This is a genomic window from Pseudomonas sp. CG7, assembly GCF_023701885.1.
Lineage (GTDB): Bacteria > Pseudomonadota > Gammaproteobacteria > Pseudomonadales > Pseudomonadaceae > Aquipseudomonas > Aquipseudomonas zanjanensis.
The window spans coordinates 1-13,231 of the sequence record NZ_JABAEE010000053.1 but is presented as its reverse complement, the minus strand read 5'-3'; the positions used below and the strand labels follow the sequence as shown (position 1 = coordinate 13,231).

Here is a 13,231-nt window from a genome sequence, read left to right as displayed (position 1 = left end):
ACTCTGAGAACCGTACCAAGGCGTCATATTGTTCTTCAAGGCTGTTCACACGCACGATACAAAGCATCGGGCCGAAGATCTCTTCTTTACAAATAGTCTGGTCGGTGGTGACGTGGTCGAACAGGCAACCGCCGATGAAGAAGCCCTTTTCGTGGCCAGGCACTTTGAGATCCCAACCATCTACCACCAGGCTCGCTCCGGCCTCGACGCCTGCGTTCACATAGCCGATGACCTTGTCCATGTGCGCGCGTGTGACAAGCGGGCCCTTGTCCAATACGCGTTCGGTGCTGGCACCGATCTTCAGTGCCTTGATCTGTGGCATCAGCTTGGCGATCAATGCGTCGTCCACTTGATCACCCACACAAACGGCGACGGAGATGGCCATGCAGCGTTCGCCACAGGAGCCGTATGCGGCGCCCATCAACGCGTTGACCGTGTTGTCGAGATCAGCGTCCGGCATAACCACAGCGTGTTTTTTTGCACTGCCCAGCGCCTGCACGCGTTTGCCGCGTCGGGTGCCTTCAGTGTAAATATACTCAGCAATAGGCGTGGAGCCGACAAAGCTTAGCGCCTTGACTTCCGGTACCTCGATTAGCGCGTCGACCGCAATCTTATCGCCAGGCACGACGTTCAGAACGCCCTTGGGTAGGCCGGCATCGTGGAACAGTTGCGCAATCAATAGCGTTGAGCTCGGATCACGTTCCGATGGCTTGAGAATAAAGGTATTGCCGCAGGCGATCGCCAATGGATACATCCACAACGGGACCATGGCTGGGAAATTGAAGGGTGTAATGCCCGCTACCACGCCGATGGGCTGGAAGTCAGATCAGGCATCGATACTCGGTCCTGCGTTGCGGCTGAACTCGCCCTTGAGAATTTCAGGCGCGGCGCAGGCGTACTCGATGTTCTCAATCCCGCGCTTGAGTTCACCCTTTGCGTCCTCCAGCGTCTTGCCATGTTCCTCACTGATCAGTTGGGCAATTTCGGCTTCATTGGATGTGCTGAGTTCAGGCGAACTGAAAATCCGATTTTTTCAACACATTCGGCCAATAGTTGTCGATCGGGCATGCCCGCGTGCAAGAGGATAGACCGCAGGTTGAATCATTCAAAATTGACATGTTCCTTGCAATATAACTTTCGGTAAACGGCAGGCGTCATACCGACCTTGCGTATGAAAAGACGGCGCATGTAGGCGCTGTCCTTGAAGCCGCAACGTTGCGCAATGACCGCGATCGATGAGTCGTTTCTCAAAAGCATTCGTTCCGCTGCCGTGATTCGCTGGCGATGAATCGCCTCTGTGATGGTGACGCCGAATGCCTGGCGAAACACCCGTCCAAGGTAGTCGGCATTGCAACGAAGCAATTCAGCGAGCGACGACGCGCCAAGCTCATCCCCGAACCGGATGCCAATCTGTTGTCGGGCACGGTAGGCCAAGGCCATGCCTCGCTCGGCAATGCCCGGTTTCTCCTGATGACGGGACAGCCGCTGCAGCATCAGGAGCACTAGCAGTCCTAAGGTTTCAGGCGGTGCGCCATCTTCCTGTTCACCGAGAAAAAGCCTGAGCAGGGCCACGAATCGCTCAGGCTCTGTCACTGCAGTTCGGCGTCGCACCACAAAGGACCCGCTCTCCGGAGCGGTAGTGTGCGCCAGCTCGAAATGCAACCAGTAGAAACGCAATGCGGGGTCATAATCAGTGATTCCTTCATGCAATTGTCCGGGTTGCAGCAGTAGGGTTTCGCCTGCACCCAACACGAAGTCTTCGTCTTGCTCGCGCAAAGCAAGACTGCCCTTGTCCACGTAAATCAACTCGTAAGAGTCGATGACCCTTCGCGGATGCCGACCCACCCCGCGCGAAATGAAATAGCCGCCGTTCTGCGCCACGATTGGACTTGCGAATTTCAAAGCCAACATAAGAACGCTCTCCAAGAGCCAACTGACGTACTTACCGTGTAAACCTTCAAGGAAAGTCGGAATCGTCCCGCTCTTCTACCGTTTAGCTCTCTTGAGGAGAGGCTCGGGCAGGTGCCACCATACTGACCACACGGCCTGCGTTTTCAAGCGCAATACCGTCCAAACGCCTGTTATGCAGCCAGGCGCTAATAATTACAAGAATTGGAGAGCATTGCATGACTACGTCAGCCTTGGCGTCCGCGGTTGCGGCCTCGACGCAATCGCAGCCTACAACATTATCCCGCTCGGAAAAATTTGGGTATGGCTTGGGTGATGCGGGAGGCACGATCATCACCTGCTTGATTGCCAACTTCCTCACGTTCTTCTACACCGACGTCTTTGGACTGACCCCTGCCGTTGTGGGCACGTTATTTCTGTTGTTGCGCGTCGTGGACGCCGTCGCTGACCCCTTAATGGGCGCCATCGCCGACCGCACCAATAGCCGTTTCGGGCGTTTTCGCCCTTGGCAACTCTGGGCTGCCTTGCCTATAGGCTTGGCTGGCATTCTTACCTTCAGCACGCCGGAGTTGAGCACTACGGCCAAGATCGCCTACGCCTTTATCACCTACCTAATACTGTCGCTGAGCTACAGCGCAATCAACGTACCGTACTGCGCGCTGATCAGCACCATGACCAAGGACCATCAGGACGTTATGTCTTGCCAGACCTGGCGCTTCATGCTCTGTGGCGTCTCCGGTTTCCTGGTGTCGGTGGGCCTGCCGTGGATGGTCGACATGCTTGGGCAGGGCGACATCGCAAAAGGTTACCACTGGGGCGTGACGATACTCTGTGGCGTGGCCGTGGCCATGTTTCTATGGTGCTTCTTCAGCGTGCGCGAACGCATCACGCTGACCGAACTGGGTACCTTCAGCCTACGCCAGCACTTGGCGGGCATGCGCCAGAACGATCAACTGATGTTGATGCTGGCGTTGTCATTTCTATTGATTAACGTGCTCAATATTCGCGGCGGCGGTTATCTGTATTTCATTACCTATGTCCTGCACGGCGATACGGCCTATACGTCGCTGTTTTTCGGCATGGTGGCTGTGGCGACCATTCTGGGAGCCTTTCTAGTGCCGATTTTGTCGCGCGGCATCGATCCATTGAAACTGTACCTAGGGATCAACCTATGGTTGGCGCTCTGGAGCGCCGGGCTCTATTTTGTCCCAGCCTCCGAAAACCAAGCAGGTCTGTGGCTAGCGTTGATATTCATCACGTGCCTCATCCAGGGCATGACATTACCTTTGCATTTTTCCTTCATGGCCTTCGCCGATGATTATGGTCGCTGGAAAACCGGAATTCGCTCGTCGGGCATGAACTTCGCGGCCAATCTGTTCTGCATCAAGTTGGCGTGGGCCTCCGGCGCCTTGGTTATCAGCATTCTCTTCCCCCTAGTGGCCTACCAGCCGGGCCAGTCTGCGCAGACCCCCGCCTCCCTGGGTGGCATTACTCTGCTGCAAACCCTGATTCCCGCCGCATTTCATCTGCTGCTGGCCGCAGTGCTGGCTTACTGCAAGTTGGATCGAATTTTACTAAAACGCATATCCGCAGAATTGAAGACTGTTTGATCCCAAAGGAGAATATTTCATGTCTGATTACAACAACAGCATCGGCAACACACATGCACAAGTCGTGGATGGTTTTTGGACGACCTACCAGAAGTTGGTCAGGGACGTCGTGATTCCCTACCAATGGGACGCGTTGAATGATCGCATTGATGAAGCCGAGCCTAGTCATGCGATCGAGAACTTCCGTATCGCGGCGGGTCGGCAACAAGGAGAACACCATGGCATGGTGTTTCAGGACAGCGATGTCACCAAGTGGATCGAGGCGGTCGCCTATCAATTGAGTGGGGCCGGCGATTCAACTTATGAGGCGATCGTTGACGAGGTGGTCGAACTCATCGGTGCCGCACAGCAGGAAGACGGTTACCTCAATACCTATTTCACAGTCAAGGCGCCGGCAGACCGCTGGTCCAACCTGGCCGAATGTCACGAGTTGTACTGTGCCGGGCACTTGATCGAAGCAGCGGTAGCCTATTACCAGGCCACAGGGAAAACTGCGTTGTTGGAAATCGCGAGACGGTTGACCGACCACATCGATCACGTCTTCGGTCCGGCACCGGGCCAATTGCGAGGTTACCCCGGTCATCCTGAGATCGAATTGGCGTTGACGCGTCTCTACGAGGTCACGAACGAGGAGCGTTATTTGCGTCTGTGCCGTTTTTTCGTGGAGGAGCGTGGGCGGACACCTCACTTCTATGATGAGGAATATGTACGCCGAGGACACACCTTCTACTGGCACAGCCACGGGCCCGCGTGGATGATCAAAGACAGGGCCTACAGCCAGGCGCATGAGCCCATCGTCCAGCAGACAAAAGCGGTGGGGCACGCGGTTCGCTTGCTTTACCTTTATACGGGGGTCGCCCATCTGGCGCGACTGAGTAACGATACGCAACAGGCCGCGGCCTGCCATCGCATCTGGGACAACCTGACTCAGCGCCAGATGTACGTGACCGGCGGCGTCGGCGCGCAAAGCCATGGCGAGGCCCTTGCCAGCGATTATGATCTGCCCAGCGACACCGCTTATGCCGAGAGCTGCGCCTCGATTGCCCTGGTAATGTTCGCCCGGCGCATGCTTGAGCTGACGCCAGAAGCGCGCTACGCCGACGTCATGGAGCGCGCACTGTACAACACGGTACTCGCCGGCATGGCCCTGGACGGTCGGCACTTTTTCTACGTCAATCCCCTTGAAGTGCACCCGTCGGATTTGGCGGGCAACCATCTCTACGATCACGTCAAAGCGGTACGCCAGCGCTGGTTTGGCTGCGCCTGCTGCCCGCCGAATATTGCACGCATCCTGGGCGCGCTGGATCAGTACATCTACCTTCTGCGCCAGGACGTCCTCTATGTGAACCTGTATATAGGCAGCGATTTGCGGTTTGAGGTTGCTGGTAAGACTTGGCATCTGCAACAGCGTGGCAACTATCCTTGGCAGGGAAAAATCAGCTTCACCCTCAGGGGGCATGAAAGCGTAAGCCTAACCCTGGCCCTGCGTATGCCGGACTGGTGTGCTGCTCCGGAGGTTTGGGTAAACGGCGAACGGTTCGAGTCAGAGGCGTCGATGCTTGCGGGCTACTTGCGAGTAGAACGAGAGTGGAGTGAGGGGGATCGAGTCGATGTGATCCTGCCGATGTCACCTGTGCGACTCAGGGCCCATCCCGCCGTACGCAAATTAGCCGGCAAGGTCGCCGTGCAACGCGGTCCGATAGTTTATTGCCTGGAACAGGCTGACAACGGTACGGAGCTGCATCAATTGGCATTGGCGCAAACGGCTGTTTTCACTGAGGTCGATGGCCAGGGCGCGCTGGAGGGGATGGTGCAACTTAAAACTGAAGGGCTACGATTAGCGACGATTGATCCAGAGCAGCCGCAAAGCTTGTATAGCCAGGCCGCTGCCCCGAGGCCGAGTGCGCAGACGTTGACCTTCACGCCTTATTTCGCTTGGGCCAATCGGGGAGAAGGCGAAATGCGGGTCTGGGTGGACGAGCGATAGCCGCGCCAACGCGGATTACTAACAGTGGTCCGGAGTGTGCTGAGCACAGTTAAAAACAAGCCTAAACATCTCCTGCTGCCGAGGCTTTGAGCAATCGACAAGCAGGAGCGGCATCTGCACGAAAGGCTGTTGTTAAAACAGCGAGATTGTTTATGCGTAATGCCGACGTCTGAATGAAAGCAATATGAGTAACTAAGGTTGCTTGAATCTAAACTGCCAGTGTTTTAAAAGCCGTTTTTTTAAAACTTGGTTTTTGCTGCGCGCTTCACCTTAAAATAATAATTAGAGAATATGTCATGAATATAAACACAGGCTTGCTAGCCGCTTTGTTAGTGTCGATAGTCTTTCATCAAGATGCCCAGGCACTCGAAACCGACGGGTACCTGCGTAGCGGGCTGGGTAACTCTTCGGGATCCGGCGCGATGCGCTGTTTCAAGTTGCAGGGCGCTCAATCAAAATATCGCTTGGGCAATGAGTGTGAGCAATATGGCGAACTTGGCCTCAAGCAGGATTTATATACCCTTGGCGACGGTTCGGTGTTCGGCGTGTATGGCATGGTTGGCTTTCTCAATCAATACGATCGAACACCGACCTTCAACGGTGACAACGGGCAAATACGCGCGGTTCAGGCCTACAGTTACTGGAATAATATTGCCGCGCTCAACGGCGGTAATCTATGGGCCGGCCGACGCTACTACAAACGTAATGACGTCAATATTTCAGATTTTTTTTATTGGAACCAGAGTGCGACCGGCGTGGGCCTTGAGAACGTTAATGTCGGTGGCCTGAAGTACAGCCTGGCCTTTTCGCGCAAGGATAACCAAAACCAGAAAGAAGTGCAGAGTCGCAGTGATTTTAACGTGGCGGGGTTTGAAACCAACCCCAAGGGCGCGCTCGAGATTGGTTTGAGTTATCTCGAAAAACCCAGCCGACAGGCCAATGCCCACAGTGGTGTGGCTGTGACGTTGCAGCACAAACAGAGCGATTTCATGGGGTGGGGCGGGGTGAACACTTTTGCTGTGCAAGGAGGCCAGGGCCCGGGCACGGCGCTGGGCAGCACCGGCGATTCGACCCTGAGCAACGCTGACGTTTCGTATCGAGTGCTGGATTACTTCGACTCGCAGTTGACCCGCTACTGGGGTGGCCAGCTCGCCGCGGTATATCAACGTGACAAGCGTCCGAACGGCAGCGATCTGCACTGGACCTCACTGGGCGGTCGCCTGGTTTACGGTTTTTCCGAGCGGTTCAAGGTCTCTACCGAAATGGGGCATGATAGTGTTCAGGCCTCGGGCGGTACCCGCAAGCTGAGCAAGTTCACCGTGGCCCCGACCTGGTCGCCAAAGGGGCCGCAGTTCAAGTCGCGACCGGAGTTCAGGTTGTTCTACACCTATGCAGTCTGGAACAAGGCGGCTCAAGCCGCGGCGGACCAGTTTGATCCAGGCTCGACACTGTCCACTACCGGTACCTTTGGCAATGACTTACATGGTTCGAATATCGGTCTTCAAATCGAGCAGTGGTGGTAAGTCATCGCATGCTGGTGATTGAGGAAACCCTCTGGCCAAGTGAGATCGATGGGAGGCGGTTGCCACGGCTTAGCCCTGCAGGCACGCCATTGGGAAAGGTCCGTACTTTGATCTTGCCCCCGCTGCGTTCATTGACCTTCTTGGCAAACAGCTCTATGCCAATGGCTGGCGGCGTTCCCTTAGGGCTGGGGGCGGCAAACTTGATCGTGTGAGCGTTGTACTCGGCGGCGAAGCTCAAACTGCTGGCCAGCAGGGCAGCCAGGACGGTTAGATGCTTGATCAAGGTTTTTTCCTTTTTCTTGTCGGTTGTTTTAGTGGGCGAACCATCGCGCTGGAACAGTGACCAGGTCAGGGAAGATCACCAGGAGGAAGAGGACGATGGTTTCGGCGATCAGGAACGGGACGGTGCCCTTGAGCAGCGCTTCGTAGCGCATGTTGCCGATGCCACAGACGACGTTGAGCACCGTACCCACGGGCGATGTAATCAGGCCGCTGGAGCAATTGATCATGAACAGCACGCCGAAGTAGATCGGGTCGATGTTCGCGGCGGTCACGACAGGCACGAGGATCGGCGCCAGCAGCAAAATCGTCGGCGTCAGGTCCATGACCATGGAGATCAGCAGGATCAGCAGGATCAGCAGCATGAGCACCACGATCAGCAGTTTCGGGTTGTCCATGAGCGGTTGAATGAGGTCGATGATCTGTTCTGGGATGTCCGCGATGGTGATCATCCAGGCCGGAATCGAGGCGGCGGCGACCAGGAACATGACGGCCGCGGGCGTATTTCCTGCGCGCAGCAGCAATTCGCTGAGTGACTTCAGGCTGAGCTCACGGTAGATCAGCGACGACACCAGCAGCGCATAGACGCTCGCCACCGCACCCGCCTCGGTAGGCGTCACGATGCCGAAGCGCAGGCCGACCACGATGCTCACGGGCAACAGCAGCGCCCAGGTGCTGTCGGCCAGCGCCTTGAGGCGTTCTTTGCCAGACGCTTTGGGGCTCAGTTCGATGCCATTGTCGCGACGGGACACCAGCCACCAGGTGATGACCAGCGCAGTGGCGATCATCAGCCCCGGGGCGATACCCGCCAGTAACAATTTGGTGATCGACAAGCCGGAGGCGACCCCCAGGACCACGAAACCGATGCTGGGTGGAATAATCGAACCAAGCACCGAGACCGAGGCGATCAGGCCGCCGGATCGGTTGCGGTTGTAACCTGCGATGACCATCATCGGCAGCAATAGCGCGGTCAGTGACGCCGCATCGGCCAGTGCCGAGCCCGACAAGCTCGAGAGCAATACCCCGGCGAAGATGGTGACGTAACCAAGGCCGCCGCGCAGATGGCCGACCAGGGAAATGGTCAGGTTGATGATGCGCTTGGACAGGCCACCGCTGTTCATGACCTCGCCGGCGATGATAAACAGCGGAATGGCCCGCAACGGGAAGCTGCCCGCCGAGTTGATGATGTTCTGCGCGATGATCTGGCCGTCGAACAACCCGAGCAGCCACATCAGAGCTACGCCGCAGAGGATCAATGCATAGGCGATTGGCGCGCCTATGAGCAAGGCGGCCATCAGCACACCGACTAAAACGCCCAGGGCCATTATTTGAGCACCCCGTGTGCGGCTGAGGACAAGGTCACGCCAGCCGGTGTGGCCAGGTGCTTCACCAATTGAGCGCAGAGCAGCAGGGTGCTCAAGATGCAAAAGACCAAACCGGCGCCATAGAACAAGCCCATGGATATTCCGGTGGAAGGGGCGCCCACGTGCAGGTTGATCACTGTCTGCCGCCAACTGCCCTGGAGAAACAGCGACGTGGCGAACAGCATCAGCAGATAGGTCAACGTCAACAGGTGTTTGGCTATCTTGGGCGAGACACGGCTTGCCAGGATATCGACGCCGATATGACCCTTTTCATGAAGCATGAGTTGGGAGCCGGCGAAGACCAGCCAGACGAATGCCAGCCTGGAAGTTTCCGAAGAACAAGCCGGAATTAAAGCCGTAGCGCAACACAACATTGGCGAAAATCAGCGTCGTGATACAAACCAGGCACGCAATCAAGCGATTGCCAGGGAAGATCACGTGGCCGTTGGCAAAATGATCGACGACTTCTTCCTGCCTATCTGGACATCCGTAACCGCAACGCCGGTTACGCGGTCAGTATCGTCAAGGCCGGCGCAAGAATTGTCAGCCATGACGCTGGCCCCGTACGTACACCGCTCACCGACCTGTCTTCAGAAGAGTACAAGCTGCTCGCTCCACTGATGGAAAAGCAAGGGCAGCAATAACAGGCATTGTTTATGTAAATTGAGGCATCGACAACGATCACTAAGCCAGGCTACACCCCGTAAATGTAAAGCTCTTGCGGAGTGTTTGTTCTGGATGTGTTACCTGTGCTGGAACGATGCGCGTACTGTCTCTGCCATGAAAACCATGGCCGACTTCTTCAACAGAATCGACTGTAGCGTAGCCAGTCTCCAAACGTCGTAATCAACCGAAGCTGGCATTCGCGAGCCCAACCGTTGCGCAGAGATCGTAGGACGCAGTGGGCTGCTGTCCAGAGTCTGCTGAGGTCACTCATCGCGTCTATAATTCCAATTGGAGCGTCATACGCTTCGAGATGCGTTTCAGTTTGGGTGCCGAGATGGATTATCTCCCTAAGAATTGACTTCGCTTATGTTTATGCAGAATTTATCGCTTGCTACGGACTAAATGGGAAAGTTTGGCATTCAGGTCAGAACTTATTTCGCCTTTCTCCAGCAGAGCATAAGGAGCTGGCTACGAGGTACCAAGTGCGACCATCTGTCATAAGAAGCTGCTCCCAAGGATCAATGGCAGAGTCAATACGCGGGTGGGAATCGCCTGTGTGGTCGAATGCCGTAGCTTGGCATGCTAGAAGCCCGGTGAGGTCGCTATGGCGGGGCATTTGCTCACTGGCAAAAGCTTGAATTCCGGGCAGAAAATCGGCGAACAGAGCGTGCCGTTTCATTGGTCGAATTAGGTATATCGAATGACAGTAACCCGAACGACCTCACTTGCAATCGAGGGGGTGTTAACGTGATGCTTAGACAAAGCGCCGCGCCTACGAGCGCAGATAGGTGGACGAATTAACTTGGGGTTCTCCAGGATGATCAAGAAAACAATAATAGATAATCGTCGACCCGAAGCTCATCTTGCCCGTGAAAAGCTGCGCCACGATGGGGCAATTCCTGATGGTTTGTTGCGCGCTGAAATTGATGCTTCATGGCGACGTAGCATGGAGCATGGAGTGCTCTACAATGCTGGATACGAGCTGGAGCAGCAATCTCGTTCGAATGTTGAGGCTTTAACTGCGAGCAACCGCTTGCTGATTGACGCGGCTCTGCCAGCCATCGACTATCTGGCCGAGCGTCAGGGCAAGACAGGCTTAATTGTCCTCGCCAACGCCGATGCCACCATCCTCACTGTCGAAGGTCGCGCCGATCGCCTCAAGGGTATGGGCATGGAGGACATCACTCTCGGCTCCTGCTGGAGCGAAGCTTTTCGCGGTACGAATGCTTTAGGCACTGCCCTGGTGGAAGCCCGGCCAACGACGATTGATTGCGGCGAGCACTTTCTCGATCGCCTCAATGAAATCTCCTGCGCTTCCGTACCGATTCATTGTGCACAAGGCAATTTGCTCGGCGTGCTCGATCTGACCCGCGAAGGTCCGCTTGGGCGCGTTCAAGAAAGAACCGCACTGCTGTCTATGGCCGTCAGTCAAATCGAAAGTCGTGTATTCAACGCCAGTTACCCCGACGAAATAGTTCTGGCGTTTCACAGCCGCCGCCAATATCTCGAATCATCCTGGCAGGGGCTGATGGCGGTGAGCCTAGGGGGGCAGATACTTGGTGTCAGTGCCCAGGCGTGTCAATTGCTTAATGATGAACGCTCGTCGCTGGTCGGACGGCGTTGCGAGGAATTCCTGGGCGTCGATGGCATGCAACTGCTGTCACAGTCGCATGGGGGCAGAGTGGGCAACCTGCGGACCGCTAAAGGTGAGTTTTTTTACAAAACTCTGCGCGTGCCGCAACGCTCGATCAGCGTAAGCGTCCCGTCGCGAAGCACCGTTAAAGTTCCCCCAACTCAACCCCAGCTTGAATCTCTGGCCGGTAGCAATACCCGTTATGCCCGCGCTTTGCGCATGGCTCGTCAAGGTCTAGCTAATGAGTTGCCCGTTTTGCTGTTGGGTGAAACCGGCACCGGTAAAGAAGTGATCGCCCGTGCCCTGCACATGGCCGGCATTCGCTGCGACAGACCATTTGTGGCTGTCAATTGCGCGGCGATCCCCGAAGGTTTGATCGAGTCAGAACTGTTCGGCTACCGCGAAGGCGCCTTCACCGGTTCTCGCCGCGGCGGTATGGTCGGTCGGTTGCAACAGGCCCATGGTGGCACCTTGTTCCTGGACGAAATCGGCGACATGCCGCTGGCCTTGCAAGCGCGACTGTTGCGTGTGTTGCAGGATCGCAAAGTGGCGCCGCTAGGTGCCGGCGAAGAGCAGAGCATCGATATAGCGCTGATTTGCGCCACTCACCGCGACCTCAAACGCCAAGTGGAAGACAAACAGTTTCGCGAAGACTTGTTTTACCGGGTCAACGGTATCAGTGTCTTGCTCCCGGCCTTGCGTGAACGTGACGATGTGGCGCCATTGATGACTCAGCTGCTGGTCAAGCTTGGGGCACCAGATGTGCTGCTGGACGAGGAACTGAGTCGTTTACTACTGGACTATCATTGGCCGGGCAACATCCGCCAACTGGAAATGGTCCTGCGTACTGCGCTGGCCATGCGCGAGGCGGGGGACAGCGTGCTCACTCCCGAACATTTGCCCGACAGTATGCTCGATGAACTTAACGCCAGCGAACGGCCGCCGTCCGGCAGTATCCGAGAGAATGAACTGGAGCTGATCCGCCAGTCCCTCGACACCCATCAGGGGAATGTCTCGGCTGCTGCTGACACGTTGGGTATCAGCCGTGCGACGCTGTATCGCAAACTTAAACAGTTGCGCTCCTGATGCAGCGCCTTATCGTGCGACTGATCGACAGCCACAACCCTGAGGCTCTGCAAGCCGCGTTGAGTTGGCTCTACAGCTTTGTTCGCCCTCACAGGTTGGCGATCATCGGTTTGCTCGGTTTGTCGATCTTCGCGTCGCTGCTGGTGCTGGTGCAGCCATGGCTTACCAAACTGCTCATCGACGATGGTTTGTTGGGGCGCGACTTTTCAATGGTGGTTCAGATTGCCGTCCTAATGATTTTCGCCGGTATTACGGGCACGGCACTCTCAGGTGTTAATCGTTATCTGCACACACGCTTGTCCGGACGAATTTTATTCTCGCTGCGTGACGATCTTTACCGGCACCTGCAAACCCAGTCCCCGAGCTTTTACGGGGAGCGGCGCATTGGCGATTTGATGTCGCGACTCGATGGTGATGTCGCCGAGATTCAGCGCTTCGCCGTAGACTCATTATTTTCAGCAGTATCAAGTGTGGTCGGTCTGATTTGCGCCGTGGCGATGTTGCTGACACTGTCGTGGAAATTATCGCTACTCGTATTGGTCCTGATTCCCCTCGACGTACTCTGGCTACGCTGGATGCGCAGAAAGGTCGAGCGAGATGTGCGGCAGTTGCGTGAGCGATCGGCGGACTTGTCTTCGTTTATGGTGGAAACCTTGCCGGTGATGAAGTTCATCCAGTCGGCTGGTCAGCAGCGAAAGGAATTAAGCCGATTGGAGATGCTGGGGCAGGGGTATATGAGCCAATTGTTGCGCCTGCAGATCACTGAGTTTTTCACCCAGGCTGTGCCGGGTACGTTGACTTCATTGTCCAGGGCCTGCGCGTTTTTGATTGGCGGTTATTGGGTAGTGCAGGGCACTTGGCAACTCGGTGCGCTGATCGCGTTTTCCACCTATCTGGGCATGGCCGTCGGGCCGGTTCAGAGTTTGCTTGGGCTATATGTGGCGATCCAGCGGATGACGGTCAGTCTCGGTCGTGTTATGGAATTGCGCGGTGAAGAAGCGACGGTGCTCACCCCAACTACCCCCCAACCGATGCCTGCCAACGGAGACCTACGTTTCGATGCGGTGCACTTCACTCACCCCGGCCGTCGGAGCACCTTGAGCGGCATTGATGCGCGGATCCCTTATGGCTTAAAGGTGGCGCTGAGCGGCGGCTCGGGGGCTGACTCTTATACA

Annotated in this window: 9 protein-coding genes and 2 pseudogenes; 6 read left to right on the top strand and 5 right to left on the bottom strand. The window is 56.2% G+C overall.

Annotation, left to right across the window (positions count from 1 at the left end; genetic code table 11):
* Window positions 1-31 precede the first annotated feature (31 nt).
* A pseudogene (locus HGO40_RS20310) lies at window positions 32-1,000 on the bottom strand (aldehyde dehydrogenase family protein); the annotation flags it as partial.
* Window positions 1,001-1,101: 101 nt separating this feature from the next.
* Window positions 1,102-1,911, bottom strand: coding sequence for a helix-turn-helix transcriptional regulator (locus HGO40_RS20305; RefSeq protein WP_250964492.1), 810 nt, complete (start codon window positions 1,909-1,911; stop codon window positions 1,102-1,104).
* Window positions 1,912-2,126: 215 nt separating this feature from the next.
* Between HGO40_RS20305 and HGO40_RS20300 the strand changes: the two genes are divergently transcribed.
* The 3 genes from HGO40_RS20300 to HGO40_RS20290 all read left to right on the top strand — a co-directional run bounded on the left by HGO40_RS20300 (window position 2,127) and on the right by HGO40_RS20290 (window position 7,028).
* Window positions 2,127-3,518, top strand: coding sequence for a glycoside-pentoside-hexuronide (GPH):cation symporter (locus HGO40_RS20300; RefSeq protein WP_250964491.1), 1,392 nt, complete (start codon window positions 2,127-2,129; stop codon window positions 3,516-3,518).
* Window positions 3,519-3,537: 19 nt separating this feature from the next.
* Window positions 3,538-5,505 carry a glycoside hydrolase family 127 protein gene (locus HGO40_RS20295; protein ID WP_250964490.1) on the top strand — a complete coding sequence of 656 codons (1,968 nt, stop codon included), beginning with the start codon at window positions 3,538-3,540 and terminating at the stop codon, window positions 5,503-5,505.
* Window positions 5,506-5,801: 296 nt separating this feature from the next.
* A complete protein-coding gene (locus HGO40_RS20290; RefSeq protein ID WP_250964489.1) occupies window positions 5,802-7,028 on the top strand; it encodes a maltoporin in 1,227 nt (408 codons plus the stop codon).
* Between the two features lies 1 nt (window position 7,029).
* On the opposite strand, the gene HGO40_RS20285 is transcribed toward HGO40_RS20290, so the two are convergent.
* The 3 genes from HGO40_RS20285 to HGO40_RS20275 are packed head-to-tail and all read right to left on the bottom strand — an operon-like array spanning window position 7,030 to window position 8,952.
* Complete coding sequence (locus HGO40_RS20285) at window positions 7,030-7,311, bottom strand: hypothetical protein (RefSeq protein ID WP_250964488.1); 282 nt, start codon at window positions 7,309-7,311, stop codon at window positions 7,030-7,032.
* A 28-nt stretch (window positions 7,312-7,339) separates the two neighbouring features.
* Window positions 7,340-8,632 (bottom strand): TRAP transporter large permease subunit, encoded by a 1,293-nt coding sequence (locus HGO40_RS20280; protein WP_250964487.1) that lies wholly within the window; start codon window positions 8,630-8,632, stop codon window positions 7,340-7,342.
* On the bottom strand, window positions 8,632-8,952 hold the full coding sequence (locus HGO40_RS20275; protein WP_353050733.1) for a TRAP transporter small permease subunit: 321 nt from the start codon (window positions 8,950-8,952) through the stop codon (window positions 8,632-8,634). The genes HGO40_RS20280 and HGO40_RS20275 overlap by 1 nt, the downstream gene beginning before the upstream one ends.
* 136 nt (window positions 8,953-9,088) lie before the next feature.
* Here HGO40_RS20275 and HGO40_RS20270 point away from each other — a divergent pair.
* The 3 genes and pseudogenes from HGO40_RS20270 to HGO40_RS20260 all read left to right on the top strand — a co-directional run.
* Window positions 9,089-9,315 (top strand): annotated as a pseudogene (locus HGO40_RS20270) (5-dehydro-4-deoxyglucarate dehydratase); the annotation flags it as partial.
* Between the two features lie 839 nt (window positions 9,316-10,154).
* Window positions 10,155-12,056: a sigma-54-dependent Fis family transcriptional regulator gene (locus tag HGO40_RS20265; RefSeq protein WP_250964485.1), complete on the top strand. Its 1,902-nt coding sequence runs from the start codon at window positions 10,155-10,157 to the stop codon at window positions 12,054-12,056.
* On the top strand, window positions 12,056-13,231 hold a 1,176-nt coding region (locus HGO40_RS20260), incomplete at its 3' end, for an ABC transporter transmembrane domain-containing protein (protein ID WP_250964484.1). The genes HGO40_RS20265 and HGO40_RS20260, both read left to right, overlap by 1 nt.

Coding starts and splice junctions, on each gene's coding strand:
- HGO40_RS20290 (WP_250964489.1), top strand. CDS start 5,802: ATGAATATAAACACAGGCTTGCTAGCCGCTTTGTTAGTGTCGATAGTC.
- HGO40_RS20280 (WP_250964487.1), bottom strand. CDS start 8,632: ATGGCCCTGGGCGTTTTAGTCGGTGTGCTGATGGCCGCCTTGCTCATA.
- HGO40_RS20275 (WP_353050733.1), bottom strand. CDS start 8,952: ATGCTTCATGAAAAGGGTCATATCGGCGTCGATATCCTGGCAAGCCGT.
- HGO40_RS20305 (WP_250964492.1), bottom strand. CDS start 1,911: ATGTTGGCTTTGAAATTCGCAAGTCCAATCGTGGCGCAGAACGGCGGC.
- HGO40_RS20300 (WP_250964491.1), top strand. CDS start 2,127: ATGACTACGTCAGCCTTGGCGTCCGCGGTTGCGGCCTCGACGCAATCG.
- HGO40_RS20265 (WP_250964485.1), top strand. CDS start 10,155: ATGATCAAGAAAACAATAATAGATAATCGTCGACCCGAAGCTCATCTT.
- HGO40_RS20295 (WP_250964490.1), top strand. CDS start 3,538: ATGTCTGATTACAACAACAGCATCGGCAACACACATGCACAAGTCGTG.